This window comes from Geodermatophilus dictyosporus, from assembly GCF_900115505.1.
Taxonomy (GTDB): Bacteria; Actinomycetota; Actinomycetes; order Mycobacteriales; family Geodermatophilaceae; genus Geodermatophilus; species Geodermatophilus dictyosporus.
This window is the reverse complement of record NZ_FOWQ01000002.1, coordinates 595995-622077: the sequence shown is the minus strand read 5'-3', so window position 1 is coordinate 622077 and position 26083 is coordinate 595995. Positions and strand designations below refer to the sequence as shown.

Sequence of the window (26083 nt, the reverse complement as noted above, 5' to 3'; positions counted from 1 at the left end):
CGTGGCTAGGCACGCAGCCGCCGACGACGCCGGCACCGACCCGATCGTCGCAGCCGCGCTCGCCCGGCAGCAGGACGGCGCACCCGGCCGGCGGCACGCGTCGGCGTCCACCGGGGGCACGGGCTCCACGCAGGGTGCCGGCTCCACGCAGGGCACGGAGAGCGGCCTGGGCTGGCCGGGGGACACCACCACCGGGGGCGGGCTGGGCTGGCCCGGCTCGACCGACGACGGGGCGGAGACCGCGCGCATCGACGCCGTCCCGCCGGTACCCGGACCCGGGGACGACCCGGAGTCGCCGGCCCGGCGCGGCTGGCGGCGCCTCTTCGGCGGCCGCGCGGCCTAGCGAGTGGACCCCGCTGCCCCCACCACTCGCGCTCGCGGTGGGCCCTGCAGCGGGGCCACGACTGGTCGCTCCGGCCAGCAACCCCCGGACCGTTACGCGGGGGAGCCGTCGTCCCGGCGGACGCGGCGGGCGAGCTCGCGGAGGAACTCGGGGTCGTCGTCGGGGGCCACCGGACGGGCCGCCTGCGACGGGCGCGGACGGCGGGCCTGCCGCGGCGGGCGCACCCCGCTCCCGGCGGCTGCCGTCGCGCGCACGACGAGCACGACCACGACCACCGCGACCACCAGCAGCACCGCGAACACCCGCGCCACCCCCTCATGAACGGGTCCGTGCGGCCAATGTACGCACGCGGGGATACTCGGGGGACGGAGCGCGACACGGCCCCGGGCCCGAGCAGGACGGAGAGACCCATCGACGCCGTCGACCGGCAGCTGATCGACCTGCTGCGCGACAACGGCCGGGCCAGCTACGCCGAGCTGGCCCGCCAGGTCGGCCTCTCCGCGCCGTCGGTGCACGAGCGCGTCGGCAAGCTGGAGGCCGCGGGCGTCATCACCGGCTACCGCGCCGTCGTCGACCCCGTCGCGGTCGGCCTGGACGTCACCGCGCTGGTCGGCGTCATCGAGAGCGACTCGGTCGACGACACCGGCGTCGAGGCGGCCCTGCGGGAGCTGACCGAGGTCGAGGACTGCTGGCGGGTGGCCGGCAGCGAGGCCTACGTGCTCAAGGTGCGCGTGACCGACATCCCGGCACTGGAGGCCACCATCAGCGCGTTGAACAGGATCAGGGGTGTCGCCCGCACCCGCACCACCGTGGTGCTGTCGACGAAGTGGGAGGGCCGTCATGGCTGAGCAGGACCGCACGACCGGGACGCCGGCGGAGCGCCCGAAGGTGCTGCCCTGGCTGGTGGTCCACACCGTCGGCCGGCTGGCGGTCTTCGCGGTGCTGACCGTGGTCCTCTGGATGGTCGGCCTCGACTTCTGGTCGGGCCTGCTGTTCGGGCTGGTGCTGTCGATGCCGGTGGCCTACTTCGTGCTGCGCCGCTCGCGCGAGCGGCTGAGCACGGCGCTGGTGCTGCGGCAGGAGGAGAGGCGGCACGCCAAGGAGCAGCTGCGCGCCCGCCTCAGCGGCGACGCCGCGGCCTGACGGCCGGCCCGCCCCTCAGGCCGACAGGGCCAGGCCGGCCGCCAGCAGCACGCCGGTGACCAGGGTGAGCAGGCCGGTGGCCTGCAGCGCGGCGATCAGCGCCGGCCCCCGGCCGCCGGAGAGCACCACCCGGGACGGCGGCACCGCCAGCGGGGCGGCGGCCAGCGCCAGCAGCGCCCACGGCCGGTCCACCCCGATGGCGAGGACGACGGCGAACGCGACCGCGAGCAGCCCGACGTAGAACCGCCGGGTGGCGCGGTCACCGAGCAGCACCGCCAGCGTGCGCTTGCCCACCCGCGCGTCGCCCTCGACGTCGCGCAGGTTGTTGACCACCAGCAGGGCGACCGACATCAGCCCGATCGGCACCGCCGCGGCCAGCGCCAGGCCCTCCACCCGGCCGGTCTGCACGAAGGTCGTCCCGGCCACGGCGACCAGGCCGAAGAAGACGAAGACGAAGAGCTCGCCCAGCGCCCGGTAGCCGTAGGGCAGCGGGCCGCCGGTGTAGGTCCAGGCCGCCGCGATGCACACCGCGCCGACGGCGACCAGCCACCAGCTCGACAGCGCGGCCAGCACCAGCCCCGCGACACCGGCGACGGCGAAGGCCAGCAGCGCGGCCACCAGCACCTGCCGCGCCGAGGCCGCGCCCGAGCCGACCAGCCGCATCGGCCCGACCCGGTCGGCGTCGGTGCCGCGCTTGCCGTCGGAGTGGTCGTTGGCGTAGTTGACCGCCACCTGCAGGGCCAGCGCCACCAGCAGGGCCAGCAGCGCCGGGACCGGCCGGAAGCCGCCGAGCGCGGCCGCGGCGCCGCTGCCCACCAGGACCGGCGCCAGCGCGGCGGGCAGGGTGCGCGGCCGGGCACCGGCCACCCACTGCGCGGGGGTGGCCATCACGAAGGACCCCCCTGCTGCCCGCCACTCGCGGGCTCGCGGCGGGACCCCGCAGGCGGGCCGTGCCGGTCCGTCGCCGCGGCGGCGACCCCGCGGCGGTCGGGCTTGCCGGTGTGCAGCGTCGGCACCGCCGCGATGACGTGCAGCTCGCGCGGCGCCGAGGGGCTCCCCAGCCGCGCGGCCACCCACGGCCGCAGGACGGCGAGGTCGGGCGCCTCCCCGCCCGCCGGGACGACGGCGGCCACCACGCGCTGCCCCCACTCCTCGTCGGGACGGCCGAAGACGACGGCGTCGGCGACGGCGGGGTGCTCGCGCAGCGCGCCCTCGACCGCCTGGGGGGCGACGTTCACCCCGCCGGTCACCACGACGTCGTCCAGCCGGCCGTGCACGGTCAGCCGCCCGTCGGGCCCGACCGACCCGGCGTCGCGGGTGCGGAACTCCCCGCCGGCGAAGGCCGCGGCCGTGGCGGCCGGGTCGCGCCGGTACCCGAGCGCGAGCACCGGGCCCGCGACGGCGATCCCCTCGTCGTCGGCGCGCACGCGCACGCCGTCGAGCGGGACGCCGTCGTAGACGCACCCGCCGGCCGTCTCGGTCGTGCCGTAGGTGGTCACCACGGCCACCCCCTCCTCGCGGGCGCGCGCCAGCAGCCCCGGGTCGGTGGCCGCGCCGCCCACCAGCACGGCGTCGAACGCGCGCAGCGCCGCGGGCTCGCGCTCCAGGTACCGGTGCAGCTGGGTGGGCACGAGGGCGGTGTAGCGCCGGTCGCCGCCGGTCCGCCTGACCGCCGCGGCCAGCGACTCCCCGGGCCCGAGGACGGTCGGCCCGGTGCCGGCCAGCACCGAGCGGCACAGCACCTGCAGCCCGGCGATCGCCGACACCGGCAGGGCCAGCAGCCACGTCCCCGGGCCGCCCAGCCGCGCCAGCGTCGCGGTGCCCGAGGCCCGCAGCGCCGCGGCGGTCAGCAGCACGCCGCGGCCGCGGCCGGTGGAGCCGGAGGTGACGACGACGAGGTCGGCGCCGTCCTCGAGCGGCTCGGCCGGCGCGAGGACCTCCCGGGCCGCGGCCTCGGGCGGCCCGGCGGGGAGGACGGCGAGCGGCGCGGTCCCGTCGAGGCAGGCGCGGACGGCGGGCAGCACGGTGCCGAGGACGGCGTCGGGGGAGTCCGGCGCGGTGAGGACGGTCAGCTGCCGGGGCACGTCGAGCCAGGGTACGGAAGAGGACCCTCCTGCCCCCCCACCACTCGCAGGCTCGCGGCGGGCCCTGCAGGAGGGCCATACGCTGGCGGGCGTGATCACCGCCGCCCTCCCGCCGGGGATCGACGAGCTGGCGGTGTGGTCGGTGCCGATGCGCACCCGCTTCCGCGGCATCGACGTCCGCGACGGGGTGCTGGTGCGCGGTCCGGGCGGCTGGGGCGAGTTCTCCCCGTTCTGGGACTACGACGCCGCCGAGAGCCGCCGCTGGTGGGCCGCCGCCGCGGAGGCGGCGGCGGGGGACTGGCCGCCTCCGGTGCGCGACACGGTGCCGGTGAACGTGACGGTGCCGGCGGTCGACGCCGAGCGGGCGCACGCGATCGTGTCCGCCTCGGGCTGCCGGACGGCGAAGGTGAAGGTGGCCGAGCCCGGCCAGACCGCCGCCGACGACCTCGCCCGGGTCGAGGCCGTCCGCGACGCCCTCGGTCCGGACGGCGCCGTGCGGGTGGACGCCAACGCCGCCTGGGACGTCGACACCGCCGTCGTCCGGATCGGGCAGCTGGACCGGGTGGGGCTGGAGTACGTCGAGCAGCCCTGTGCCGGCCTCGCGGAGCTGGCCGCGCTGCGCCGCCGGGTCGACGTCCGGGTGGCCGCCGACGAGGTGGTGCGGCGCGCGGCCGACCCGCTCGCGGTCGACCTGCGCGAGGCGTGCGACGTCGTCGTCCTCAAGGTGCAGCCGTTGGGCGGCGTGCGCGCGGCCCTGCGGGTGGCCGAGGCGCACGGCCTGCCGTGCGTGGTCTCCTCCGCGCTGGAGTCCTCGGTGGGCATCGCCGCGGGGGTGGCGCTGGCCGCGGCGCTGCCGGAGCTGCCCTTCGCCTGCGGGCTGGCCACGGTCGCGCTGCTGGCGCAGGACGTGTCCTCGGCACCGCTGCTCCCGGTCGACGGCGCCCTGCCGGTGCGCGCCGTGGCGCCCGACCGGAGAGCCGCCGTCGCCGCCGACGACGACGTGACGGCCCGCTGGACCGGGCGGCTCGCGGCGGTGCTCGCCGCGTGAACCCCTCGACCGCGCTGGCCCGCGTGCTGGTCGACGAGCTGGCCCGGCACGGCGTCACCGACGCGGTGCTGGCCCCCGGCTCGCGCTCGGCGCCGGTCGCGCTCGCGCTGGCCGCGGCGGAGCGGGCCGGCGTGCTGCGGCTGCACGTGCGCATCGACGAGCGGACGGCGGCCTTCCTCGCCCTCGGCCTGGCCCGCGCCTCGGGCCGCCCGGTGCCGGTCCTCACCACCTCCGGGACGGCGGCCGCGCACCTGCACGCCGCCGTCCTGGAGGCCGACGCGAGCGGCGTGCCGCTGCTGGCGCTCACCGCCGACCGGCCGCCGGAGCTGCGCGCCACCGGGGCCAACCAGACCGTCGAGCAGCCCGGGCTCTACGGCGGGGCGGTGCGCTGGTCGGCCGACGTCGGCGTGCCCGAGGCCGGCCGCGAGGAGGCGCAGAACCGCTACTGGCGCTCCGTCGTGTCGCGGGCGGTGCTGGCGGCCACCGGCGCGCTGTCGGCCGACTCGGGCCCGGTGCACCTCGACCTGCCCTTCCGCGAGCCGCTGCTGCCCGACGGGGAGCCCGGCGAGCTCGCCGGTCCGTGGGCCGGCCGGGCCGGCGGTGCGCCGTGGACCGCCGGCCGGCCCGCCCCGGTGGCGTCCGCGCCGGTCGACGGCGGGGTGCGCACGCTGGTCGTGGCCGGCGACGGGCCGACCGCCGTCGGGCGCGCCTGGGCCGAGGGTGCCGGGGTGGCCGGCTGGCCGGTGGTCGCCGAGCCCAGCGGCGGTGCCTGGACCGGCGACGCCGTCCGCGGCGGGGCGCTGGTGCTCGGCGTCGCCGGCTGGCTGGACGCGCACCGCCCCGAGCGGGTGGTCGTGGTCGGCCGCCCGACCCTGTCCCGGCCGGTGTCGGCGCTCCTGGCCGACCCGCGCGTGCGGGTGGAGACCGTCGCCGTGGCACCGCGCTGGCCCGACGCCGGCCGGACCAGCGCGGCGGTCGGCCGGGACGCCCCGCCGGCCGGTCCGGGGTACGGCGACGGCTGGGCGGAGGCGTGGCGGGACGCGGGCGGCCGGGTCGGGACGGCGGTCGACGCGCTGCTGGACGCCGCACCCGCGCTGACCGCCGCCCGCCTGGCCCGGGACGTGGTGGCCGCGCTGCCCTCCGGGGCCCTGCTCGTGCTCGGCTCCTCGACACCGGTGCGCGACGTCGACCGGCTCGCCGTCCCCCGCGGCGACCTCACCGTGCTCGCCAACCGCGGCGTCGCCGGGATCGACGGCACGATCTCGACGGCGCTCGGGGCGGCGGTGGTGCACGGCGGCCCGGCCGTGGCGCTCCTGGGTGACCTCACGTTCCTGCACGACCTGCAGGGGCTGCTGACCGGTGAGGGCGAACCGCGTCCGGACCTCACCGTGGTGGTGCCCGACAACGACGGCGGCGGGATCTTCGCCCAGCTCGAGCCGGGGCGCTCCGCGTACGCCCGCGACTACCGGCGGGTGTTCGGGACACCGCACGGCCGCGACCTGGTCGCCGTCGCCGGGGCGCTGGGCTGGGCGGCGACGGCGGTGACGACGCCGCAGGAGCTCACCGCGGCGCTCGCCCTCGGCGGCCCCCGGGTGGTGGTGGCGCGCACCGACCAGCACGCCGAGGCCGACCTCGCGGTCGCGATCCGCGACGCCGCGGTCGCCGCACTGGCCTGACCAGCGGGAACGGTCCGTCACACAGCCGCCGGCCGGGGGACACGCCGTCGGCGACACGCCGCGGACGGCCCGGTGTGACCTACGACACGGCGACAGTCGACATGACGACACGTAACGTTTTGGTCGCGCTCAGCAAACAGGAGCGCAGCGCCGGTCCGCCAAACCCTGCCCACCGCGCGCCAACCGTCCAGTCCCAGGGCAGGGGTGGGGGAACCACTTCCGGCGCGCGACGGCCCACGAGGGCCTGTCGGAGCGCGCCTCCGGGGTGAAGCCGCGAACCGCGGCCGGGCACTCGATCGCCCGAACCCGACAGCTCACCTCGCCGGCGGTGATCGGGAGATCATCACCATGGCCAAGCACCGCGCACCCCGCTACGTCCGCACCAAGAAGGTCATCGCCAAGGCCCCTGTCGCCGCCGGCGCCACCGTGGTCGGGCTCGGCGTCCTCAGCTCGCCCGCCTCGGCGGCCACCGGTCACGACTGGACCGGTGTCGCCCAGTGCGAGTCGAGCGGCAACTGGAGCACCAACACCGGCAACGGCTACTACGGCGGCCTGCAGTTCAGCCAGTCGACCTGGGCCGCGTTCGGCGGCACCGACCTCGCCCCGCGCGCCGACCTCGCCACCCCCGCCCAGCAGGTCGAGGTCGCCGAGCGCGTCCTGGCCGGCCAGGGCATCGGCGCGTGGCCGAGCTGCGGCAAGCACCTCACCGACGGCACCACCGCAGCCGCCGCCGAGGCGCCCGCCGCACAGCCCGCCGCCGCGCAGCCCGCCGAGCAGCGCGACCACGACGACCACGACCACGACCACGACGCCGACGACTACGGCCGGCACGCCGCCTCCGGCAGCGACTACGCGGTCGAGCGCGGCGACACGATCCAGAGGATCGCCGCCGCCCACGGCGAGAAGTGGCGCGACCTCTACCAGCGCAACGCCGAGACCATCGGCAGCAACCCGAACCGGATCCACCCGGGCCAGGTGCTCGCGCTCGCCGGGTCGGCGACCGGGGCGCCCGCCGAGGCCGCCACCACGGCCACCGCCGGCACGTCCGCGCTCGCCGCCCCGGTCGCCCCGCTGGCCCAGGCCGCCCCCGAGGTCGCGTCGGCCGGTGCGACCGCGACGATCACCAACTCCGCCGGCCCGGTCCGCGACGTGGTGCAGGCGGCGGCGGACGCCGTCGTCAGCAACGTGCCGGGCGCCGCCGACATCACCCTGGGCGGCACCCGCGCCAGCGCCGTCGACCCCAACGGCCACCCGTCCGGCCTGGCCCTGGACTACATGGTCATGTCCGACGCCGCCCTCGGCGACGCGATCGCGCAGTACCACGTGGACCACTGGGAGGAGCTCGGCGTCTCCTACGTCATCTGGGAGCAGCGGATCCTGACCTCGCCGACCGGCACCTGGAAGGCGATGGAGGACCGCGGTGGCGTCACCGCCAACCACTTCGACCACGTGCACGTGAACTACGCCGGCTGACGCCGGCGCCACGGGGCCCCGACCGCCACCCCGGCGGTCGGGGCCCCGTCGTCCGCGCGGTCCCACCCGGGCCGGCGCCACACCAGGAGGTAGCGCCAGAACAGCAGCCGCCGCACCCGGACGCCGGGCAGCACCGCCGCTGACCGGCGCCGCACCTCGCGCACCGTCAGCTCCGGCTCCCGGAGGGGCATACCCGGCGGCGGCCCGGCCCAGCGGCGGCCGCGGAGGGCCAGCAGCAGCCCGACGGCCCGGTGCAGCACGGCGGCCAGCAGCTCCCGCGGCAGCTCGCGGGGCAGGTCGGTGCGCGGCAGCGCCACCATCGCCAGCACGCCGCCCGGCCGCACCGCCGCGGCCAGGGTGCGCAGCGCCTCCTCCAGCGGCAGGTGGTGCAGCACGCCCGAGCCCACGACGGCGTCGTAGCCACCCGGGGGCAGCCCGGTCCCCAGCACGTCGCCCTCGAGCACGCGGACGCCGGGCGGCACCCGGGCCCGCGCGAGCGCGGCCATCTCCGGCGAGCGGTCGACGGCGTCCACGGTGGCGCCCCGGGCGGCGAGGACGGCGGCCAGGTCACCGGTGCCGCAGCCGACCTCGAGCACCCGCTCGCAGCGCCGCGGCAGGGCGCGCAGCAGCAGCGGCCGGTAGTGCGCACCGTGGTCCCAGCGCAGGTCCGGGACCACGCGGGTCAGCTCTCCAGCGCGGCCTGGACGGCGGCGAACTTCGACTGGGTCTCGGCCAGCTCGGCGGCGGGGTCGGAGCCGGCGACGATGCCGCAGCCGGCGAACAGCCGTGCCGAGCACGGGTCGTCGTCGGAGAGCTGGGCGCAGCGCAGGGCGAGGCCGAACTCGCCGTCCCCGTCGGCGTCGAGCCAGCCGACCGGCCCGGCGTAGCGGCCGCGGTCGAACCCCTCGAGCTCGGCGATCACCGCGGCGGCCCGGTCCGGCGGGGTGCCGCAGACGGCGGCGGTCGGGTGCACCGCGTCGACGAGCTCCAGCAGGCCCGCCGACCCGCGGCGGCCCGACCGGCGCTGGGTGCCGGTGACGTCGGTGGCCAGGTGTCGCACGTTGGCCAGCGTCAGCAGCGAGGGCCCGTCGGGCACCGACAGCGCGGTGCAGTAGGGGTCGAGCGCGCGCACCAGCGAGTCGACGGCGAGGGCGTGCTCGGCGCGGTCCTTGGCGCTGTCCATGAGCCCCACGGCCAGCCGCTCGTCCTCGGCGCCGGCGCCGCGCGGTGCGGTGCCGGCCAGCACGCGCGCGGACAGCTCCCGGCCGGTGCGCCGCAGCAGCAGCTCCGGGGTGGCGCCGAGCAGCCCGTCGACGGCGAAGGTCCAGCAGTCGGGGAAGCGGTCGGCGAGCCGCTCGAGCAGCCGGCGCGGGTCGAGCGGGGCGTCGGCGGTGACCAGCAGGTCGCGGGCGAGCACGACCTTGGCGAGGTCGCCGTCGTCGATGCGCGCCACGGCGGCGGCCACCGCCGAGCACCACGACGCGGGGTCGAGGACGCCGTCGGCGTAGCGCAGCCGGGCCGGCGCCGGCGGCAGCGGCCCGGCGGCCGCGAGGACCTCGCGCGGGTCGACGTCGCCGGTGGTGGTCAGCCAGGTCACGTCGGCGCGGCGGCCGACGACGACCTCCGGGACGACGAACACCGACGTCCCGGCGGCCGGGTCGAAGGCGATGCTGCCGAACACGACCGGGCCCGAGCCGGGGACGCCGACGCCGTCGTCGACCACCAGGCCGGCGCTGCGGTCGGCCCACCACGCCGCGGCCTCGGCGAGCGCGCCGGGCCCGGAGACCTCGAGCCGGTCGGCCTCGCCCCAGCCCACGAGGCCCTCGCCGCGGCGCACCCAGGACAGCGCGCCGTCGCGGGGCAGCAGGCGCAGCAGGTCGGGGGAGTCGGCCAGGGCGACCGTGGTGACGGCGGGCGCGACGGCGTCCGGCGAGGTCAGCGCAGCCGCGGTCACGCCCCCAGGGTAGGAGCCCGGTAGCGTCGGCCGCCGTGGGTTCCCGGCGAGACAGCGCACACAGGCCCGGGGTGCGGGCCGGACTGGACAAGCAGCCGCGCGACGTCGCCGCCATGTTCGACCGGGTCGCGCGCCGCTACGACGTGACCAACACGGTGCTCTCCGGCGGTCTGGACGCCGGCTGGCGGCGGGCCACCCGCGAGGCGCTGGGGGCGCGGCCGGGCCAGACCGTCCTCGACGTCGCCGCCGGCACCGCGGTGTCCACCGTCGAGCTCGCGGCCGCCGGCGTGCACGCCATCGCCTGCGACTTCTCCCAGGGGATGCTGCGCGCCGGCGCCGCGCGCCCGGTGCCCAAGGTGGCCGGCGACGCCATGGCGCTGCCGCTGGCCGACGCCAGCGTCGACGGGCTGGTCATCTCCTTCGGGCTGCGCAACGTGGCCGACCCCGACGTCGCGCTGCGGGAGTTCGCCCGGGTGGTGCGGCCGGGCGGGACGCTGGTGGTCTGCGAGTTCTCCAGCCCGACCTGGGCGCCCTTCCGCACCGTCTACACCGAGTACCTGGTGCGGGCGCTGCCGCGGATCGCCCGCGCGGTGAGCAGCAACCCCGACGCCTACGTCTACCTCGCCGAGTCGATCCGCGCCTGGCCCGACCAGCCGGCGCTGGCCGCGCGCATCCGCGCGGCGGGCTGGGCCGACGTCGAGTGGCGCGACCTCACCGGCGGCATCGTCGCCCTCCACCGCGCCCGCCGCCCGTAGGCGCTCCTGGTCGGCCCTCTCGCAGGGGCCCGCCGCGAGCTCGCGAGCGGTGGGGGGCGAGGGGGTCCTTCTACTAGCTTTCGTGCATGACGACACCGTTCCCGCTGCCCGAGCCGCCCGGTCCGTCACCGTCGCCGGTGGACCCGGTCCCCCCGCCGTCGCCGGCCCCGGTCCCGCAGCCGAGCCCCACGGACCCGACCGCCCCGCCGCCCACGGGGCCCGCCCCCGTCTGACCGGGCCGCCGCGGTGGCCGACCGCCGCTTCGCCGACCGGCGCGACGCCGGCCGGCAGCTCGCTGCTCTCCTGACCGAGCCCGACCGCGCCGCCGCGGTCCCGCTGGGGCCCGGGGCGCTCGTCCTCGGCCTGCCCCGCGGCGGGGTGCTCGTCGCCGCCGAGGTGGCCGCCGCGCTCGGGGCGGAGCTCGACGTCGTCGCCGTCCGCAAGCTCGGCCTGCCCGGCCGCCCGGAGCTGGCGATGGGGGCGCTCGCGGCGGTGGGGGACGCCGTCGAGAGCGTCCGCAGCGAGGCGGTCCTGGCCCACCACGCGGTCGACGACGACGCCGCCGCCGAGGTCCGCCGGGCCGAGCTCGCCGAGCTGCGCCGCCGCCAGGAGGCCTACCGCGGCGACCGGCCGCCCCCGCGCCTCGCCGGCCGCACCGTGGTCCTGGTCGACGACGGGCTGGCCACCGGCTCGACCGTGCGCGCCGCGCTGGCCGCCGTGCGCCGCGCCGGACCCGCCGCCGTCGTCGTCGCCGTCCCCGTCGGGTCGCCCGACGCGTGCGCCGCGCTGGACGCCGACGAGGTGGTCTGCGCGCTGACCCCGTCGCCGTTCGGCGCGGTCGGCCGGTACTACGACGACTTCGGCCAGACCACCGACGACGAGGTGCGGGCGGCCCTCGCGCGAGCCCCCGCCTAGGCTCGGACGGCGGTCCGGCAGGGCCGCAGCCGAGCACCGAGGGGGCCAGCGCGTGACCGATCCGACCGCCGGGGGCACCGCCGACGTCGTGGTGGTCGGGGCCGGCCCGGCGGGGTCGGCCGCCGCGTGGGCGCTGGCCACCGCCGGGCTCGACGTGGTCGTGCTGGAGAAGGCCCGCTTCCCCCGCGAGAAGGTCTGCGGCGACGGCCTGACGCCCCGGGCGGTCAAGGCCCTCGACGACATGGGGATCGACGTCTCGCCGGCCGGCGGCTGGGTGCGCCACCGCGGCCTGCGGGTCTTCGGCGGCGGCCAGGTGGTCGAGGTCGACTGGCCGGTGCTGGACTCCTGGCCGTCGTACGGGCTCATCCGCGCGCGCCGGGACCTCGACCCGGTGCTGGCCGGGCACGCCGTCGCGGCCGGTGCCCGGCTGGAGCAGGAGGTCACCGTCACCGACCCGCTGCTCGACGACGCCGGCCGGGTCGCCGGCGTGCGCGCCCAGGCCGGGCCGGGGAGGGAGCCGGTCACCTGGCGGGCGCCGCTGGTGGTCTCCGCCGAGGGCCTGTCGGGCCGGCTGGCCAAGGCCATCGGGCTCACCCGCCGCGAGGACCGCCCGCTCGGCGTCGCCGTCCGCCGGTACGTCGAGACCCCGCGTGGCGAGGACCCCTGGCTCGACATCTCCTTCGACCTCTCCGCCGAGGGCCCCACCGCCGACTCGATGCCCGGCTACGGCTGGTCGTTCGGCATGGGCGACGGCACCGCCAACGTCGGCTTCGGGCTGCTCGACACCCGCCGCGGCGGGGGGACCGACCCGCGCACCGTGCTGTGCCGCTGGCTGGCCACCCTCCCGCCGGAGTGGCAGCTCGGCGAGGAGCACGCGGTCACCCCGCTGCGCGGCGCCGGCCTGCCCACGGCGCTCAGCCGCGGCCCGGCCTACACCCGGGGCCTGCTGCTGGCCGGCGACACCGCCGGGGTGGTCAACCCGTTCAACGGCGAGGGCATCAGCTACGCCCTGGAGACCGGCCGGATGGCGGGGGAGACGGCGGCCGCGGCGCTGGCCGCCCCGGAGGGTCCCGCCCGCGAGGCGGTGCTGCGCCGCTACCCGCAGCGGCTGCGCGAGGAGTACGGCCGCCACCACCGCCTCGGCACGGCGTTCCTCGCCCTGCTCGACCGGCCGGCGCTGGTCCGCTTCGCGACCGCCCACGGGCTCAAGCGCCCGGCGATGGTGAACGCCGCATTGCGGCTGATGGGCAACCTCTCCGACGGCCGCGACGGCGACCGCTTCGACCGCGCGATCGCGCTGCTCACCCGCCTGACGCCCTCGGTCTGAGCCCGCTCCGCGGCCGGAGCGTGACCAGACCGTGACGCGCCGATGTGAACTCACTCACCCCCCGTGCTTCTCATCGTCGGAGGGGAGGCATAGGCTCGTTCCCGTCCGTTTGTGAATTTCTTCACAAGCACCGTCCCAGGGTCTGGAACGTCGAAGGGGGGAGCCGGTGCTCTCGACCTACGTGCCCATCGTGGGCCTCTTCGCGCTGGCCGCGGCCTTCGCGCTGTTCTCCGTGGCGGTCGCGCCGTTCGTCGGCCCGCGCCGCTACAACCGGGCCAAGCTCGAGGCCTACGAGTGCGGCATCGAGCCGGTCGACCAGCCGCTGCAGGGCGGCCGGTTCCCGGTGAAGTACTACCTCACGGCGATGCTCTTCATCGTCTTCGACATCGAGATCGTCTTCCTCTACCCGTGGGCCGTCGCCAACGACGCGCTGGGCGTGTTCGGCCTGGTCGAGATGGTCGTGTTCATCGCGACGGTCTTCCTCGCCTACGCCTACGTCTGGCGCCGCGGCGGGCTCGAGTGGGACTGACGGCCGTGCCACCGACGGCCACGACACCGACGGCCGTGGACCCGGCGGCCGTGACGACCCCGACGGCAGGGAGCTGACATGGGTCTCGAGGAGAAGCTGCCCAGCGGGTTCCTGCTGACCAGCGTCGAGAAGCTGGTCAACTGGACCCGGAAGTCCTCGCTGTGGCCGGCCACCTTCGGGCTGGCCTGCTGCGCCATCGAGATGATGGCCACCGGCGCCGGCCGCTACGACCTGGCCCGCTTCGGCATGGAGGTCTTCCGCGCCTCGCCGCGCCAGGCCGACCTGATGATCGTCGCCGGCCGGGTGAGCCAGAAGATGGCGCCGGTCCTGCGGCAGATCTACGACCAGATGCCCGAGCCGCGCTGGGTGCTCGCCATGGGGGTGTGCGCCAGTTCCGGCGGCATGTTCAACAACTACGCGGTGGTCCAGGGCGTCGACCACGTCGTCCCGGTGGACATGTACCTGCCCGGCTGCCCGCCGCGCCCGGAGATGCTGATGGACGCCATCCTCAAGCTGCACCACAAGATCCAGAACGAGCCGCTCGGTGAGCGGCGGGCCCGCCAGCTCGAGCGCGACCGGGCCGAGGGCCGCGCGCGCGACCTGCTCGTCGAGATGCCCTCCAGCGTCCGCGTCGACAAGGCGGCCCGCCGGGCCTACGAGGAGGCCGCGGCCGCCGGGCGCACCGGCCAGTTCGCCATCGAGCAGCGCGGCGGCAAGGCCGTCCTGCTGCCCGAGCCGTACGTGCGGGGCGACCGGTGACCGGCCCCGGCGACCGCAGCGGCGTCGACGCCGGCCAGGGCGCCGCCGCCCCCAGCGGCGGGTTCCGCAAGGGTGCCTTCGGCGTCGCGGGCAGCGGCGACACCTCCGGCTTCGGCGGCCTGGTCCGGGTCGAGCCCGGCGGCGCGGTGGCCCTGCACTCCACCGACCGGCCCTACGGCGGCTGGTTCGACGAGGTCACCGACGCGCTCATCGAGGCCGTCGGCGAGGCCACCTACGCCGCTGCGGTCCCGCGGGTGCTGGTCGACCGCGGCGAGATCACCTACTTCGTCGCCCGCGAGCACCTGCTCACCCTGGCGCGGGCCCTGCGCGACGACGACGCGCTGCGCTTCGAGCTGTGCAGCAGCGTCTCCGGCGTCGACTACGAGAGCAGCGGCGGGCCCGCGGCGACGCCGGGGCGGCCGCGGCTGCACGTCGTCTACCACCTGACCTCGATGACCTACCGGCGGCGGATCCGGCTGGAGGTGGCGGTGACGGTGGAGGACCCGCACGTCCCGTCGGTGTCGTCGGTGTACCCCACGGCGGACTGGCACGAGCGGGAGACCTACGACATGTTCGGCGTCGTCTTCGACGGCCACCCGGCGCTGACCCGGATCCTCATGCCCGACGACTGGGACGGGTTCCCGCAGCGCAAGGACTACCCGCTCGGCGGGGTGCCGGTCGAGTACCACGGTGCGACCGTCCCGCCGCCCGACACCCGCCGGAGCTACCGGTGACCACGACCACCCCGGCCGGCGCGGACCCCTACGCCGGGTCGCGCGAGACCACCGAGGGCCGCGTCTACACCGTCACCGGCGGCGACTGGGACCAGGCGTTCGGCAGCGACCTCACCGGCGAGGAGCGCCTCGTCGTCAACATGGGGCCGCAGCACCCCTCGACGCACGGCGTCCTCCGGCTGGTGCTCGACCTCGAGGGCGAGACGGTGACCAAGGCGCGGGTGGTCATCGGCTACCTGCACACCGGCATCGAGAAGAACGTCGAGTACCGCAACTGGACCCAGGGGACGACGTTCGTCACGCGGATGGACTACCTGGCCCCGCTGTACAACGAGACCGCCTACTGCCTGGCCGTCGAGAAGCTGCTCGGCATCGAGGCGCCGCAGCGCGCGCAGACCATCCGGGTGCTGGTCATGGAGATCAACCGCATCGCCTCGCACCTGGTGGGCCTGGCCACCGGCGGCATGGAGCTCGGCGCGCTCACCGGGATGACCAACGGCTTCCGCGAGCGCGAGCTGTGCCTCGACCTGCTCGAGGAGATCACCGGCCTGCGGATGAACCACGCCTACGTCCGGCCCGGCGGCGTCGCGCAGGACCTGCCGCCCGGTGCGGTCGAGTCCATCCGCGAGTGGCTGACCGTCATGCCCGAGCGGCTGGCCGGCTACCACAAGCTGCTCACCGGCCAGCCGATCTGGCAGCGCCGGCTCAAGGACGTCGGCTACCTCGACGTCACCGGCTGCCTGGCGCTCGGCGTCACCGGGCCCGTGCTGCGCGCCACCGGGCTGCCCTGGGACCTGCGCCGGACCGAGCCCTACCTCGGCTACCAGGACTACGACTTCGAGGTGCCGACCGCCGACACCTCCGACGCGTGGGGCCGCTACCTCGTTCGCATGGCCGAGATGTTCGAGTCGCTCAAGATCGTGCGGCAGGCGCTCGACCGCCTCGAGCCCGGCCCCGTGATGGTCGAGGACCGCAAGATCGCCTGGCCGGCGCAGCTGTCGCTGGGCGCCGACGGCATGGGCAACTCCCTCGAGCACGTCCGCCACATCATGGGCACCTCGATGGAGGCCCTCATCCACCACTTCAAGCTGGTCACCGAGGGCTTCCGGGTCCCGGCCGGTCAGGTGTACGTGCCGGTCGAGTCCCCGCGCGGGGAGCTCGGCTACCACGTGGTCAGCGACGGCGGCACCCGCCCGTTCCGCGTCCACGTGCGCGACCCCAGCTTCGTCAACCTGCAGGCGACGGCGGCGATGAGCGAGGGCGGCATGATCGCCGACGTCATCGCGGCCATCGCCTCCATCGACCCCGTGATGGGGGGAGTCGACCGATGAGTGCGCTGCCGGGATCGGCGGAGGGCGCGGCGACGACGGGGCTGGTCGACAGCCCCGTCGAGCCGGTGGCCGCGGACCTGCCGCCGCTGACCGAGCAGACGCGGCTGGAGGCGCGGGAGATCATGTCCCGCTACCCGCAGCCGCGCTCGGCGCTGCTGCCGATGCTGCACCTGGTGCAGAGCTACCAGGGCTACGTCTCGCCCGAGGGCGTGGCGCTGTGCGCCGGGGAGCTGGGCCTGACCAAGGCCGAGGTCGGCGCGGTGGCGACCTTCTACACGATGTACAAGCGCCGCCCGACCGGCCGGCACCTGGTCAGCGTCTGCACCAACACGCTGTGCGCCGTCCTCGGCGGGCAGCGGATCATGGACGCGCTCTCCGCCGACCTCGGCGTCCACCACGACGAGACCGCGGCCGACGGCTCGATCACCCTCGAGCACGCCGAGTGCCTGGCCGCCTGCGACTACGCCCCCGTGGTCACCGTCGACTACGAGTTCTACGACCAGCAGGACGTCGACGGCGCCCGGGCCCTGGTGGCGGCGCTGCGCCGGGGCGAGAAGCCGCACCCGACCCGCGGCGCGCCGCTGACCGACTTCCGCGGCGTCTCCCGCCAGCTGGCCGGCTTCTCCCAGCACGCCGACGCCGCGGCCGCCGGGGCCGCCGTCGACGCGCCGGGGGAGTGGGGCCCGACGCTGGCCGGCGTCCGGCTGGCCGCCGAGCGCGGCGAGACGGCACCGCCCATGAGCGGTCCCGAGCCGGAGGCCGCCGACACCGGCGAGCCCGCCGAGACGGTCGTGCCCTCGGGGCAGGCCGGGCAGACGCCCGAGAAGGAGGCCGCCGACGCCCGTGTCGCCGCGGCCGACAACCCCGCCGAGCGGGCCGGGGCCGCGCAGACCCACCCCGACCAGGGCACCGAGTACGGCCGGAAGACGCCGCCCGGGTCCCGTCCCACCCCCGACACCCCCGCGGGCACCGAGCCGGGCACCTCCGGCCAGGGCCCCGCGACCCGAGAGGCCTGAACCGATGCCGCTCACCCCCGTCCTCACCTCCCGCTGGGGCGCCGACCAGCCCTGGCGGCTGTCCACCTACGAGTCGCTCGACGGCTACACCGCGCTGCGCACGGCGCTGTCCATGTCGCCCGACGAGCTGGTCTCGCTGGTCAAGGACTCCGGCCTGCGCGGCCGCGGCGGCGCCGGGTTCCCCACCGGCATGAAGTGGAGCTTCATCCCGCAGCCCAAGCCGGGGGAGACGCCCAGCGGGCCGGCCGCGCTGCCCAAGTACCTCGTGGTCAACGCCGACGAGGGCGAGCCGGGCACCTGCAAGGACCTCCCGCTGATGATGACCGACCCGCACTCCCTCGTGGAGGGCGTGATCATCTCGGCGTACGCGATCCGCTGCCGGTTCGCCGTCATCTACGTGCGCGGCGAGGCGGTGCACGCGCACCGCCGGCTGGTCAGCGCCGTCGAGGAGGCCTACGCGGCCGGCTACCTGGGCCGTGACGTCCTCGGCTCGGGCTACGACCTCGAGCTGGTCGTGCACGCCGGAGCGGGCGCCTACATCTGCGGCGAGGAGACCGCGCTGCTCGACTCGCTCGAGGGCTACCGCGGGCAGCCGCGGCTCAAGCCACCGTTCCCGGCCGTCGCCGGTCTCTACGGCGCCCCGACGGTGATCAACAACGTGGAGACGCTGGCCACCGTGCCGTTCGTCGTCCGCGGCGGCGCCGAGTGGTTCAAGCGGTTCGGGCCGGAGAAGTCGCCCGGGCCGAAGATCTACTCCGTCTCGGGCCGGGTGGTGCGCCCCGGCCAGTACGAGGCCCCGATGGGCACGACGATGCGCGAGCTGCTGGCCATGGCCGGCGGCGTGCGGCCCGGCCACGAGCTCAAGTTCTGGACGCCGGGCGGCTCGTCGACGCCGTACTTCACCGCCGAGCACCTCGACGTGCCGCTGGACTTCGACTCGGTGGCCGCCGCGGGCTCCATGCTCGGCACCACCGCGCTCATGGTGTTCGACGAGACCGACTCGATCGTCGAGGCCACCCTCCGGTTCACCGAGTTCTACGCCCACGAGAGCTGCGGCAAGTGCACCCCCTGCCGCGAGGGCACCTACTGGCTGGTCCAGGTGCTGCAGCGGCTGGTCGACGGCCGCGGGACGGCGGCCGACCTCGACCTGCTCACCGACACCTGCGACAACATCCTCGGCCGGTCCTTCTGCGCCCTCGGCGACGGCGCGACCAGCTGCATCACCAGCTCGCTGAAGTACTTCCGCGACGACTACGTCGCCCTGCTGCCGCCCGAGGAGCAGGCCCGCCTGGGCCGCTCCCTGCGCCTCGAGCCCGTCGGAGCCGCTTCGTGACACTCACGCCCACCAGTCCCGAGCCCGCGGCGGCGGTGCCGCCCGGCGTGCCGGGGCCGCACACCCCGCCCGACGCCGTCCACTGCACCATCGACGGCTTCGACGTCGCGGTGCCCAAGGGGACGCTGATCATCCGGGCCGCCGAGATGGTCGGCATCCAGATCCCGCGGTTCTGCGACCACCCGCTGCTCGACCCGGTCGGCGCCTGCCGCCAGTGCCTGGTCGAGGTGGAGGGGCAGCGCAAGCCGGTGGCCTCCTGCACCATGCCGGTCACCGACGGCATGGCCGTGCACACCCAACTGACCAGCGCGGTCGCCGACAAGGCGCAGCAGGGCACCATGGAGCTGCTGCTGATCAACCACCCGCTGGACTGCCCGGTCTGCGACAAGGGCGGCGAGTGCCCGCTGCAGAACCAGGCGCTGAGCAACGGCCGCACCGAGACCCGCTTCGTCGACGTCAAGCGGACCTACCCCAAGCCGCTGCCGATCAGCAGCGAGATCCTGCTCGACCGCGAGCGCTGCGTGCTGTGCGCCCGCTGCACCCGCTTCTCCCAGCAGGTGGCCGGCGACCCCTTCATCGAGCTGTTCGAGCGGGGCGCGCTGGAGCAGGTCGCCGTCTACGAGGACGAGCCCTTCTCCTCCTACTTCTCCGGCAACACCACCCAGATCTGCCCGGTCGGCGCGCTGACCAGCGCCCAGTACCGGTTCCGCTCCCGGCCCTTCGACCTGCGCAGCGAGCCCTCGGTCTGCGAGCACTGTGCCTCGGGCTGCGCGATGCGCACCGACTACCGGCGCGGCAAGGTCATGCGCCGGCTGGCCGGCGAGGACCCCGCGGTCAACGAGGAGTGGACCTGCGACAAGGGCCGCTACGCGTTCCGCTACGCGGCCACCAACGACCGGCTGGGCACCCCGCTGGTCCGGGGTGCCGACGGCGTGCTCGCCCCCGCCTCCTGGCCGGACGCGTGGGCCGCCGCCGCGGAGGGGCTGCGCGCCGCGCAGGCCGCCGGGGGCGTCGGGGTGCTGCCCGGCGGCCGGCTGACCGTCGAGGACGCCTACGCCTACGCCAAGTTCGCGCGGGTCGGCCTGCACACCAACGACGTCGACGCCCGCGCCCGCGCGCACTCGCCCGAGGAGCAGGCCTTCCTCGCCGCGCACGTCGCCGGCCGCTCTCCCGGCGACGGCGCGGTCACCTACGACGAGCTCACCGCCGCCCCCGCGGTGCTGCTGGCCGGGTTCGAGCCCGAGGAGGAGTCGCCGATCGTCTTCCTCCGGCTCCGGCGGGCCGCGCGCACGGGGTCGCTGGCCGTCTACGACCTGGCGCCCTTCGCCACCCGGGCCGCGCAGAAGCTGCAGGCCACCGTCCTGGTCACCCGCCCCGGCGACGAGGCCCGCGCGCTGGGCGCGCTGGCCGACGGCAGCTGGGGCGGCCCGGCCGTCGAGGCGCTGCGGCAGCCCGGCGCGGTCGTCCTCGCCGGTGAGCGGCTGGCCGCGGTCCCCGGCGCGTTCACCGCACTGGTCGCGCTCGCCCGCGCCACCGGCGCCCGGGTGGCCTGGGTGCCGCGGCGGGCCGGCGAGCGCGGTGCCGTCGAGGCCGGCGCGCTGCCGGCGCTGCTGCCCGGCGGGCGCCCGGTCGACGACCCCGTCGCCCGCGCCGAGGTGGCCGCGCTGTGGGGCGTCGACCCCGCCGACGTCCCCGCCGTCCCCGGCCGGGACACCACCGGCATCCTCACCGCGGTCCGCGACGGGCGGCTGGCCGGCCTCGTCGTCGGCGGCGTCGACCCCGCCGACCTGCCCGACCCGCGGCTGGCCGAGGCGGCACTGGCCGCGGCCTCGTTCGTGGTCAGCCTCGAGCAGCGGCCCGGCGCCGTCACCGCGCACGCCGACGTCCTCCTGCCGGTGGCCGCCGCGCCCGAGAAGGCCGGCAGCTACCTGGACTGGGAGGGGCGGGTCCGCTCCTTCGACGCCACGCTGCACGGCACCGGCCAGCTGCCCGACGGCCGGGTGCTGCACGGCCTGGCCGAGTACCTCGACGTCGACCTGCGGCTGCCCGGGCCGGAGGCCGCCCGCGCGGAGCTGGCCGCCCTCGGCGCCGCGGTGGGCCCGGCCGAGGTCCCCGGCCTCGACGTGCCGCCCGCGGTCGCCCCGCAGCCCGGCGAGGGCGAGGCGCTGTTGGCCTCGTGGCGGCAGCTGCTCGACGTCGGCACGCTGCAGCGCGACGAGCCCGAGCTCGCCGGCACCGCCCGCCCGCCGGTGGCCCGGCTGGCCCCCGAGGCGGCCGCCCGGCTGGGCCTGGCCGACGGCGACCCGCTCACCGTCACCGGCGCCACCGGCGCGGTGACCCTGCCGCTGTGCGTCACCGACATGCCCGACGGCGTCGTCTGGCTGCCCCTGCGCTCGCCCGGCAGCGAGCTGTACCGCGACCTCGGCACCGCGCCCGGCGCCGTCGTCCGTCTGTCCGGAGGTGCCGCGTGAGGGTGCTCGCCGCCGCCGACCAGCCGACGCTCGAGGACTTCGGGTCCGACGTCTGGTGGATCGTGCTCATCAAGATCGTCGGCGTCTTCGGCGTGCTGGTCGCGATGACGCTGTTCGCGATCGTGTTCGAGCGCAAGGTCGTCGCCCGCATGCAGCAGCGCTCGGGCCCCAACCGGGTGGGCCCGCGCGGGTCGCTGCAGAGCCTGGCCGACGGGCTGAAGCTGGCGTTCAAGGAAGACATCATGCCGGCGCTGGCGGACAAGCCGGTCTACTTCCTGGCACCGGTCATCTCCGCGGTCCCGGCGTTCCTGGCCTTCTCGGTCATCCCGCTGGGCCCGACGGTGAGCATCTTCGGGGAGCGCACCCCGCTGCAGCTGACCGACGCCCCCATCGGCGTGCTCGTCGTCCTCGCCTGCTCGGCCATGGGCGTCTACGGCATCGTGCTCGCCGGCTGGGCCTCCGGCTCGACCTACCCGCTGCTCGGCGGGCTGCGCAGCGCCGCGCAGATGGTCAGCTACGAGATCGCGATGGGGCTGTCGATCGTCGCGGTGTTCCTCTACGCGGGCTCGATGTCGACCTCGGAGATCGTCGCCGCCCAGGCCGACGGCAACCAGGTGTCGTTCTTCGGCCTGGAGTTCACCGGGCCCGGCTGGTTCGCGGTCCTGCTGCCGGTCAGCTTCGTCATCTACGTGGTCGCCGTCGTCGGGGAGACCAACCGGGCCCCGTTCGACCTCCCCGAGGCCGAGAGCGAGCTGGTCGGCGGCTTCCACACCGAGTACACGTCGCTGAAGTTCGCGCTGTTCTTCCTCGCCGAGTACATCAACATGGTCACCGTCTCGGCCCTGGCCGCGACGCTGTTCCTCGGCGGCTGGCGCGCGCCGTGGCCGCTGTCGATCTGGGACGGTGCCAACTCCGGCTGGTGGCCGCTGCTGTGGTTCTTCCTCAAGGTCGTCCTCGCGCTGTTCGTCTTCATCTGGCTGCGCGGGACGCTGCCGCGGCTGCGCTACGACCAGTTCATGCGCTTCGGCTGGAAGGTCCTGGTCCCCACGGCGCTGCTGTGGATCCTCGTCGTCGCCACGATGCGCACCGTCTCCCGGGAGGCGGAGCTCTCCAGCGGCCAGGTGGCGCTGTTCGTGGGCGTGCCGATCGCGCTGGTCGTGCTCGCCGGGCTGCTGGTCGCCAGCCGCACGGCCAACCGCGACACCCGGCTCATGGCCGAGGAGGCCGCCGCCGGCGGGGTGCACGCGACCGACCCCGAGCCCGAGGTGCTGCCCCCGGCCGGGCCGCGGCACCGCCCGGCGCAGCGCACCGGCCCGGCCCGCGCCGAGGGCGGCTTCCCGGTGCCGCCCATGGACCTCACCGTGCCGCCCTCGCCGCGGCTGCGCCGCGCCGAGCCGGTCGGCGCCCCCGCCGGCGGCGGGGTGGTCGGCAGCGGCCGCCGGTCCGCCGGCAGCAGCACGGGCAGCACCGCCACCCGCGCACAGGAGGACAGCGATGCCTGAGCAGGACCCGATGACGACCGGCCAGGAGAAGGGGCTGGCGCAGGCGTCGCGGGGCGCGGTCGAGCGCGCCGGCGGCGGCGGTGGCGCCGCCGCACCCGTGCGGCGCAGTCTGCTCCCGGCGCCGGGCCAGGGCTTCGGCGTCACCTTCGGCCAGATGTTCAAGAAGGTGACCACCGAGCAGTACCCCGAGACGCCCAAGGTGACCAAGCCGCGCTACCACGGGCGGCACGTGCTCAACCGGCACCCCGACGGGCTGGAGAAGTGCGTCGGCTGCGAGCTGTGCGCGTGGGCGTGCCCGGCCGACGCCATCTACGTCGAGGGCGGCGACAACACCGAGGACGAGCGCTACAGCCCCGGTGAGCGCTACGGCCGCGTCTACCAGATCAACTACCTGCGCTGCATCTTCTGCGGCCTGTGCATCGAGGCCTGCCCGACCCGCTCGCTGACCATGAGCAACGACTTCGAGCTGGCCGACGACAACCGGGGCGACCTCATCTACACCAAGGAGCAGCTCATGGCCCCGCTGCTGCCGGGCATGGAGGCCCCGCCGCACGCGATGCGCCTCGGCGAGGACGAGAAGGCCTACTACGTGCGCGAGCCCGAGCAGGGCTCGCCGGCCGAGCCGGTCACCGCGGAGCGGGCATGAGCGCGGTCGCCGCGGCCGCCGACACCTCGGTGCAGCTGGGTGCCGGGGAGGCCGTCGTCTTCTGGGTCCTCGGCCCGATCGCGCTGGCCGGCGCGCTGGGCATGGTGTTCAGCCGCAACGCCGTCCACTCGGCGCTCTGGCTGGTCAACACCATGCTGGCGCTGGGCGTCTTCTACGTCGTGCAGTCGGCGCCGTTCCTCGGCGCGGTGCAGATCATCGTCTACACCGGCGCGATCATGATCCTCTTCCTGTTCGTGCTCATGCTGGTCGGCCGCGACTCCTCGGACTCCGTGGTGGAGACCCTGCGCGGGCAGCGGGTGGCCGCGATCGTGCTGGGCGTCGGGTTCGCCGGCCTGGTCGGCGCCGGCATCGCCCGCGCCACGCAGGACACCGCGGCCGCCGGCCTGGGCGACCAGGGCGGGCGGGGCAACATCGAGGGGATCGCCGAGGTGCTGTTCACCCGGTACCTGCTGGCCTTCGAGGTGACCAGCGCGCTGCTCATCACGGCCGCGGTCGGCGCCATGGTGCTGGCCCACATCGAGCGCGAGCCCGGCACCCGGCAGACCCAGAAGGAGCTCTCCCGGGCCCGCTTCCTCACCGACCGGCCGCAGACGTACCCCGGCCCCGGCGTGTACGCCCGCGCCAACTCCGTCGCCGCGCCCGCGCTGCTGCCCGACGGCAGCACCGCCGAGGAGACCGTCGCCACCGGCATCGAGGCCCAGGAGGTCGAGCAGATGCCGCGCCCCACCGGTCGTGGCCAGCTCGGCAGCCCCGACGCGTCGCTCGGCAGCCTGGAGGGTCCGCGATGACGCTGACGCACTACCTCGTGCTCGCGGCGATCCTGTTCACCATCGGCGCGGTCGGCGTCCTGGTGCGGCGCAACGCGATCGTCGTGTTCATGTGCGTCGAGCTGATGCTCAACTCGGTGAACCTGACGCTGGTCACCTTCGCCCGGGCCACCGGGACCATCGACGGCCAGATCATGGCCTTCTTCGTCATGGTCGTGGCCGCCGCCGAGGTCGTCGTCGGCCTGGCGATCATCATGTCGATCTACCGGACCCGCCGGTCGGCGTCGGTGGACGACGCCAACCTGCTCAAGTACTGACGGGAGCCGGGGACATGGACACCGGGGGACTGGACACCGTCGCCGCCGACGGGCTGCTCTCGGCCACCTGGCTGGTGATCGCGCTGCCGCTGCTCGGCGCCGCGGTCCTCCTGCTGGGTGGCCGCCGCACCGACCGCTTCGGCCACCTGCTGGGGACGGCGACCGTCGTCGCCGCCTTCGTCGTCGGGCTGCTGTGCACCGTCGCGCTGGCCGGCAGCGACCGGCGCTCGGTCGCCGTGGACCTGTTCACCTTCATCGGTGTCGGCGACCTCGACGTGCGGGCCGGCCTGCTGCTCGACCCGCTGTCGGCGACGTTCGTGCTGCTGATCACCGGGGTGGGCGCGCTCATCCACGTCTACTCGATCGGCTACATGGCGCACGACCCGCGCCGCCGCCGCTTCTTCGCCTACCTCAACCTGTTCGTCGCGGCGATGCTGCTGCTCGTCCTCGGCGACAACTACGTGGCCCTCTACGTCGGCTGGGAGGGCGTCGGCCTGGCGTCCTACCTGCTCATCGCCTTCTGGCACGAGCGCCCGGCCGCCGCCACCGCCGCCAAGAAGGCGTTCATCATGAACCGGGTCGGCGACGTCGGCCTGGCCCTGGCGATCTTCGTGATGTTCGCCCAGCTCGGCACGGTGAGCTACGAGGGCGTCTTCGGCGGCATCGGCACCCTGGCCGCCGGGACCATCACCGCCATCGGCCTGCTGCTCCTGCTCGGGGCCTGCGGCAAGTCCGGCCAGTTCCCGCTGCAGGCGTGGCTGCCCGACGCCATGGAGGGCCCGACGCCGGTCTCGGCGCTCATCCACGCCGCCACCATGGTCACCGCCGGCGTCTACCTCGTCGCCCGCTCGGCGCCGATCTACGACCTGACGCCGACCGCCCGCACCGTCGTCCTCGCCGTCGGCGCGGTCACCCTGCTGATCGGGGCGATCGTCGGCTGCGCCCACGACGACATCAAGAAGGTCCTGGCCTACTCCACGGTCAGCCAGATCGGCTACATGTTCCTGGCGGTGGGCCTGGGCCCGGTCGGCTACGCGGCCGGCATCGCCCACCTGCTCACCCACGGCTTCTTCAAGGCCGGGCTGTTCCTCGGTGCCGGGTCGGTCATGCACGCGATGAACGACCAGGTGGACATGCGCCGCTTCGGCGGGCTGGCGCGGAAGCTGCCGGTCACCTTCGTGACCTTCGGCCTGGGCTACCTCGCGCTCATCGGCTTCCCGTTCCTGTCCGGCTACTGGACCAAGGACGCGATCATCGAGGCCGCGCTGGACCGGGGCGGGACGTCGGGCTGGCTGCTGGGCGCCGTCGCCGTCGTCGGCGCCGGGCTGACGGCCTTCTACATGACCCGGCTGATGCTGATGACCTTCCTCGGCCGGCCGCGGTGGACCGACGACGTCCACCCGCACGAGTCGCCGTCGGTGATGACCGCGCCGATGGTCGTGCTCGCCGTCGGCTCGGTGGCCGCGGGCTTCCTGCTGGTCAACGTCTTCCCGCTCGAGGAGTGGCTGGCCCCGGTGTTCGGGGAGCCGCAGGAGGCCGAGCACGTGGTGGCGCCCGCCGTCGTCGGGATCGTGGTCACGGCGGTGATGCTGGTCGGCGTCCTCGCCGCGTGGCTCTTCGTCGGCCGCCGCGAGATCCCGGTGGTCGCGCCGGAGCGCGTCTCGCCGGTCACCCGCGCCGCCCGGAAGGCCCTCTACGCCGACACGGTCAACGAGTCGCTGTTCATGCGGCCCGGCCAGTGGCTGACCCGCGCGCTGGTGTGGGTGGACAACCGCGGGGTCGACGGCGCGGTCAACGGCCTCGCCGCCACCCTCGGCGGCTCCTCCTCGCGGCTGGGCCGCGCCCAGACCGGCTTCGTCCGGTCCTACGCCCTCGGCATGCTCGGCGGCGCGGTCGTCGTGGCCGGGGCCCTGCTGGCGGTGACGGCCGGGTGAGCGGA

At 76.0% G+C, this 26083-nt stretch carries 26 protein-coding genes and 1 riboswitch; of the genes, 21 read left to right on the top strand and 5 right to left on the bottom strand.

All coding sequences use genetic code 11. The annotated features are described in order from the left end of the window. Position 1: 1 nt before the first annotated feature. Positions 2-343, top strand: a complete 342-nt coding sequence (locus BMZ33_RS06580) for a hypothetical protein (protein ID WP_136697206.1) — start codon at positions 2-4, stop codon at positions 341-343. A 92-nt stretch (positions 344-435) separates the two neighbouring features. Here the strand turns inward: BMZ33_RS06580 and BMZ33_RS06575 are convergent, their stop codons facing one another. After that, positions 436-654: a hypothetical protein gene (locus tag BMZ33_RS06575; RefSeq protein WP_169063974.1), complete on the bottom strand. Its 219-nt coding sequence runs from the start codon at positions 652-654 to the stop codon at positions 436-438. A 27-nt stretch (positions 655-681) separates the two neighbouring features. Between BMZ33_RS06575 and BMZ33_RS06570 the strand changes: the two genes are divergently transcribed. Together BMZ33_RS06570 and BMZ33_RS06565 are read left to right on the top strand one after the other, a co-directional pair. Further along, on the top strand, positions 682-1191 hold the full coding sequence (locus BMZ33_RS06570) for an Lrp/AsnC family transcriptional regulator (protein ID WP_169063973.1): 510 nt from the start codon (positions 682-684) through the stop codon (positions 1189-1191). Then, the gene (locus BMZ33_RS06565; protein ID WP_091108719.1) at positions 1184-1486 is read left to right on the top strand and encodes a DUF4229 domain-containing protein; all 303 of its coding nucleotides are present in this window, start codon (positions 1184-1186) and stop codon (positions 1484-1486) included. Before BMZ33_RS06570 ends, BMZ33_RS06565 begins: the two co-directional genes overlap by 8 nt. A gap of 15 nt (positions 1487-1501) precedes the next feature. Here the strand turns inward: BMZ33_RS06565 and BMZ33_RS06560 are convergent, their stop codons facing one another. Next, a complete protein-coding gene (locus BMZ33_RS06560; RefSeq protein ID WP_091108913.1) occupies positions 1502-2374 on the bottom strand; it encodes a 1,4-dihydroxy-2-naphthoate polyprenyltransferase in 873 nt (290 codons plus the stop codon). Beyond that, a complete protein-coding gene (gene menE / locus BMZ33_RS06555) occupies positions 2374-3570 on the bottom strand; it encodes an o-succinylbenzoate--CoA ligase (protein WP_169063972.1) in 1197 nt (398 codons plus the stop codon). Before menE ends, BMZ33_RS06560 begins: the two co-directional genes overlap by 1 nt. Positions 3571-3661: 91 nt before the next feature. Between menE and BMZ33_RS06550 the strand changes: the two genes are divergently transcribed. From BMZ33_RS06550 to BMZ33_RS23965, 3 genes are all read left to right on the top strand, one after another. Beyond that, a complete protein-coding gene (locus BMZ33_RS06550; RefSeq protein ID WP_169063971.1) occupies positions 3662-4618 on the top strand; it encodes an o-succinylbenzoate synthase in 957 nt (318 codons plus the stop codon). Then, positions 4615-6294: a 2-succinyl-5-enolpyruvyl-6-hydroxy-3-cyclohexene-1-carboxylic-acid synthase gene (gene menD, locus BMZ33_RS06545; protein WP_091108716.1), complete on the top strand. Its 1680-nt coding sequence runs from the start codon at positions 4615-4617 to the stop codon at positions 6292-6294. Before BMZ33_RS06550 ends, menD begins: the two co-directional genes overlap by 4 nt. Positions 6295-6468: 174 nt before the next feature. Further along, positions 6469-6638: riboswitch (cyclic di-AMP (ydaO/yuaA leader) on the top strand. A gap of 4 nt (positions 6639-6642) precedes the next feature. Continuing rightward, on the top strand, positions 6643-7767 hold the full coding sequence (locus BMZ33_RS23965) for a LysM peptidoglycan-binding domain-containing protein (RefSeq protein ID WP_169063970.1): 1125 nt from the start codon (positions 6643-6645) through the stop codon (positions 7765-7767). Here BMZ33_RS23965 and BMZ33_RS06530 read toward each other — a convergent pair. Together BMZ33_RS06530 and BMZ33_RS06525 are read right to left on the bottom strand one after the other, a co-directional pair. Beyond that, positions 7755-8444, bottom strand: a complete 690-nt coding sequence (locus BMZ33_RS06530; RefSeq protein ID WP_169063969.1) for a class I SAM-dependent methyltransferase — start codon at positions 8442-8444, stop codon at positions 7755-7757. The genes BMZ33_RS23965 and BMZ33_RS06530 overlap by 13 nt on opposite strands. A gap of 5 nt (positions 8445-8449) precedes the next feature. After that, complete coding sequence (locus BMZ33_RS06525) at positions 8450-9721, bottom strand: isochorismate synthase (protein WP_091108715.1); 1272 nt, start codon at positions 9719-9721, stop codon at positions 8450-8452. Positions 9722-9792: 71 nt separating this feature from the next. On the opposite strand from BMZ33_RS06525, the gene BMZ33_RS06520 reads away from it, so the two are divergent. The 15 genes from BMZ33_RS06520 (at position 9793) to nuoL (ending at position 26078) form a co-directional block, all read left to right on the top strand. Beyond that, positions 9793-10476 carry a demethylmenaquinone methyltransferase gene (locus BMZ33_RS06520; protein WP_169063968.1) on the top strand — a complete coding sequence of 228 codons (684 nt, stop codon included), beginning with the start codon at positions 9793-9795 and terminating at the stop codon, positions 10474-10476. A 246-nt stretch (positions 10477-10722) separates the two neighbouring features. Then, the gene (locus BMZ33_RS06515) at positions 10723-11391 is read left to right on the top strand and encodes a phosphoribosyltransferase (protein WP_091108713.1); all 669 of its coding nucleotides are present in this window, start codon (positions 10723-10725) and stop codon (positions 11389-11391) included. Between the two features lie 52 nt (positions 11392-11443). Then, the gene (locus BMZ33_RS06510; RefSeq protein ID WP_091108712.1) at positions 11444-12718 is read left to right on the top strand and encodes a geranylgeranyl reductase family protein; all 1275 of its coding nucleotides are present in this window, start codon (positions 11444-11446) and stop codon (positions 12716-12718) included. A gap of 166 nt (positions 12719-12884) precedes the next feature. Continuing rightward, on the top strand, positions 12885-13247 hold the full coding sequence (locus tag BMZ33_RS06505; RefSeq protein WP_091108711.1) for an NADH-quinone oxidoreductase subunit A: 363 nt from the start codon (positions 12885-12887) through the stop codon (positions 13245-13247). Between the two features lie 78 nt (positions 13248-13325). Next, the gene (locus tag BMZ33_RS06500; protein ID WP_091108710.1) at positions 13326-14006 is read left to right on the top strand and encodes a NuoB/complex I 20 kDa subunit family protein; all 681 of its coding nucleotides are present in this window, start codon (positions 13326-13328) and stop codon (positions 14004-14006) included. Further along, entirely contained in the window at positions 14003-14740 is a 738-nt protein-coding gene (locus BMZ33_RS06495; RefSeq protein ID WP_091108709.1) for an NADH-quinone oxidoreductase subunit C, read from the top strand. Before BMZ33_RS06500 ends, BMZ33_RS06495 begins: the two co-directional genes overlap by 4 nt. Beyond that, positions 14737-16071 (top strand): NADH-quinone oxidoreductase subunit D, encoded by a 1335-nt coding sequence (locus tag BMZ33_RS06490; protein WP_091108708.1) that lies wholly within the window; start codon positions 14737-14739, stop codon positions 16069-16071. The genes BMZ33_RS06495 and BMZ33_RS06490 overlap by 4 nt, the downstream gene beginning before the upstream one ends. Beyond that, positions 16068-17087 carry an NADH-quinone oxidoreductase subunit NuoE gene (nuoE, locus tag BMZ33_RS06485; RefSeq protein ID WP_091108707.1) on the top strand — a complete coding sequence of 340 codons (1020 nt, stop codon included), beginning with the start codon at positions 16068-16070 and terminating at the stop codon, positions 17085-17087. The genes BMZ33_RS06490 and nuoE overlap by 4 nt, the downstream gene beginning before the upstream one ends. A gap of 4 nt (positions 17088-17091) precedes the next feature. Then, positions 17092-18420, top strand: coding sequence for an NADH-quinone oxidoreductase subunit NuoF (nuoF, locus tag BMZ33_RS06480; protein WP_091108706.1), 1329 nt, complete (start codon positions 17092-17094; stop codon positions 18418-18420). Further along, positions 18417-20891 (top strand): NADH-quinone oxidoreductase subunit G, encoded by a 2475-nt coding sequence (locus BMZ33_RS06475; protein ID WP_091108705.1) that lies wholly within the window; start codon positions 18417-18419, stop codon positions 20889-20891. The genes nuoF and BMZ33_RS06475 overlap by 4 nt, the downstream gene beginning before the upstream one ends. Continuing rightward, positions 20888-22393 (top strand): NADH-quinone oxidoreductase subunit NuoH, encoded by a 1506-nt coding sequence (gene nuoH, locus BMZ33_RS06470; RefSeq protein ID WP_091108704.1) that lies wholly within the window; start codon positions 20888-20890, stop codon positions 22391-22393. The genes BMZ33_RS06475 and nuoH overlap by 4 nt, the downstream gene beginning before the upstream one ends. After that, positions 22386-23039: an NADH-quinone oxidoreductase subunit NuoI gene (gene nuoI / locus BMZ33_RS06465; RefSeq protein WP_091108703.1), complete on the top strand. Its 654-nt coding sequence runs from the start codon at positions 22386-22388 to the stop codon at positions 23037-23039. Before nuoH ends, nuoI begins: the two co-directional genes overlap by 8 nt. Continuing rightward, positions 23036-23848: an NADH-quinone oxidoreductase subunit J gene (locus BMZ33_RS06460; protein WP_091108702.1), complete on the top strand. Its 813-nt coding sequence runs from the start codon at positions 23036-23038 to the stop codon at positions 23846-23848. The genes nuoI and BMZ33_RS06460 overlap by 4 nt, the downstream gene beginning before the upstream one ends. After that, positions 23845-24144, top strand: coding sequence for an NADH-quinone oxidoreductase subunit NuoK (gene nuoK / locus BMZ33_RS06455; RefSeq protein WP_075013278.1), 300 nt, complete (start codon positions 23845-23847; stop codon positions 24142-24144). The genes BMZ33_RS06460 and nuoK overlap by 4 nt, the downstream gene beginning before the upstream one ends. Positions 24145-24158: 14 nt before the next feature. Further along, positions 24159-26078, top strand: coding sequence for an NADH-quinone oxidoreductase subunit L (gene nuoL / locus BMZ33_RS06450; protein ID WP_091108701.1), 1920 nt, complete (start codon positions 24159-24161; stop codon positions 26076-26078). Positions 26079-26083 lie beyond the last annotated feature (5 nt).

Coding starts and splice junctions, on each gene's coding strand:
- BMZ33_RS06570 (WP_169063973.1), top strand. CDS start 682: ATGTACGCACGCGGGGATACTCGGGGGACGGAGCGCGACACGGCCCCG.
- BMZ33_RS06560 (WP_091108913.1), bottom strand. CDS start 2,374: ATGGCCACCCCCGCGCAGTGGGTGGCCGGTGCCCGGCCGCGCACCCTG.
- BMZ33_RS06565 (WP_091108719.1), top strand. CDS start 1,184: ATGGCTGAGCAGGACCGCACGACCGGGACGCCGGCGGAGCGCCCGAAG.
- BMZ33_RS06460 (WP_091108702.1), top strand. CDS start 23,036: ATGAGCGCGGTCGCCGCGGCCGCCGACACCTCGGTGCAGCTGGGTGCC.
- BMZ33_RS06500 (WP_091108710.1), top strand. CDS start 13,326: ATGGGTCTCGAGGAGAAGCTGCCCAGCGGGTTCCTGCTGACCAGCGTC.
- nuoL (WP_091108701.1), top strand. CDS start 24,159: ATGGACACCGGGGGACTGGACACCGTCGCCGCCGACGGGCTGCTCTCG.
- nuoE (WP_091108707.1), top strand. CDS start 16,068: ATGAGTGCGCTGCCGGGATCGGCGGAGGGCGCGGCGACGACGGGGCTG.
- nuoF (WP_091108706.1), top strand. CDS start 17,092: ATGCCGCTCACCCCCGTCCTCACCTCCCGCTGGGGCGCCGACCAGCCC.
- nuoK (WP_075013278.1), top strand. CDS start 23,845: ATGACGCTGACGCACTACCTCGTGCTCGCGGCGATCCTGTTCACCATC.
- nuoI (WP_091108703.1), top strand. CDS start 22,386: ATGCCTGAGCAGGACCCGATGACGACCGGCCAGGAGAAGGGGCTGGCG.
- BMZ33_RS23965 (WP_169063970.1), top strand. CDS start 6,643: ATGGCCAAGCACCGCGCACCCCGCTACGTCCGCACCAAGAAGGTCATC.